Annotated in this window: 2 protein-coding genes; both read left to right on the top strand. The window is 67.0% G+C overall.

Features of this window, described 5'->3' with window-relative positions:
• Positions 1–816, top strand: an 816-nt coding sequence (locus ACFWWU_RS37175) for an Hsp70 family protein (RefSeq protein WP_384153605.1), incomplete at its 5' end; no start/stop codon positions are given.
• 2 nt (positions 817–818) lie between these two features.
• Positions 819–1,409: a nucleotide exchange factor GrpE gene (locus ACFWWU_RS37170; RefSeq protein ID WP_384153602.1), complete on the top strand. Its 591-nt coding sequence runs from the start codon at positions 819–821 to the stop codon at positions 1,407–1,409.
• The last annotated feature ends 203 nt before the right edge of the window (positions 1,410–1,612 follow it).

Here is a 1,612-nt window from a genome sequence, read left to right as displayed (position 1 = left end):
CTCCAGGCGGGCGTCCTCAAGGGCGAGCGCAAGGATGTCCTCCTCATCGACGTCACCCCGCTCAGCCTCGGCATCGAGACCAAGGGCGGCATCATGACGAAGCTCATCGAGCGCAACACGGCCATCCCGACCAAGCGCAGCGAGACCTTCACGACCGCCGACGACAACCAGCCGTCGGTCGCGATCCAGGTCTTCCAGGGCGAGCGCGAGTTCACCCGCGACAACAAGCCGCTCGGCACCTTCGAGCTCACCGGCATCGCGCCGGCGCCGCGGGGCATCCCGCAGATCGAGGTCACGTTCGACATCGACGCCAACGGCATCGTGCACGTGTCGGCGAAGGACAAGGGCACCGGCAAGGAGCAGCGCATGACGATCTCGGGCGGCTCGAGCCTCCCGAAGGACGACATCGAGCGCATGGTGCGCGAGGCCGAGGAGCACGCCGCCGAAGACAAGGCGCGTCGCGAGTCGGCTGAGACCCGCAACCAGGCCGAGCAGCTCGTCTACTCGATCGAGAAGCTCATCAAGGACAACGACGACAAGCTTCCCGCTGACGTCAAGTCCGAGGTGCAGGGTGACGTCGACGGGCTGAAGACCGCGCTCGCGGGCGAAGACGACGAGGCCGTGAAGTCGGCCTTCGAGAAGCTCAACGCATCGCAGGGCAAGCTCGGCGAGGCGATCTACGCGCAGAGCCAGCAGGCCGATGCCGCAGCCGCGGCCGGCGAAGACGCCAACGCGTCGGGCGCCGAGGGCGACCAGTCCTCCGACGAAGACGTGGTCGACGCCGAGGTCATCGACGACGAAGAAGAGAAGAAGTAACCATGTCAGGCCAGCACGAGAACGAGCCCGAAGGCCCCGATGACGAGCTCATCGAGGCCGAGGGGCCCGATATCGAGACGCCAGAAGCCGAAACGGATGCCGCGGCATCCGCTGCCGCCGACGACGAGGTGCTCACGGTCGACGACATCCTGAACGCGGCGAACGCCGAGGTGCAGGATCCGAGCGACGAGCACCTCGCCGACCTCAAGCGCATCACCGCGGAGTACGCCAACTACCGCAAGCGCACCGAGGCGAACCGCGAGCTCGAGCGCGAGCGCGCCGTCGGCGCGACCGTGGCCGTGCTGCTGCCCGTGCTCGACGACCTCGACCGTGCCGAGAAGCACGGCGACCTCGAGGGCGACGCTCCGTTCGCGACCATCGCGGCGAAGCTGCGCGGCGCTGCCGAGAAGCTCGGCCTCACCTCGTTCGGCGAGGTCGGCGAGCCGTTCGACCCGCAGCGGCACGAGGCGATCTTCCAGCAGCCGGCCGACGACGTCGAGATCGACACGGTCGCCGACGTCGTCGAGACCGGGTACGCCCTCGGCGGCACGCTGCTCCGCGCAGCGAAGGTCGTCGTGAAGACCCCGCAGTAAGTGCATCCGTCGGTCGAGTAGCGACGAAGGAGCGTTTCGAGACCTGTCACAAGGTCTCGATACGCGCTTCGCGCTCCTCGACCGGCGCAGCGACGAGATTTCAGACAGACCCGACTAGATTTCAGAAGAGGAGGTGCCGGTGGCCAGTCAGGATTGGTTCGACAAGGACTTCTACAAGGTGCTCGGCGTCTCCAAAGACGTGA

It is taken from the genome of Streptomyces sp. NPDC058650 (assembly GCF_042717315.1).
In the GTDB taxonomy this organism is placed as follows: Bacteria; Actinomycetota; Actinomycetes; order Streptomycetales; family Streptomycetaceae; genus Streptomyces.
Note: the sequence above shows the minus strand (reverse complement) of the source record. Positions and strands in the feature narration are given on the sequence as shown.

What these genes read in the sequence shown, in the direction of transcription:
- ACFWWU_RS37170 (WP_384153602.1), top strand. Translation starts at nt 819, where the DNA reads ATGTCAGGCCAGCACGAGAACGAGCCCGAAGGCCCCGATGACGAGCTC.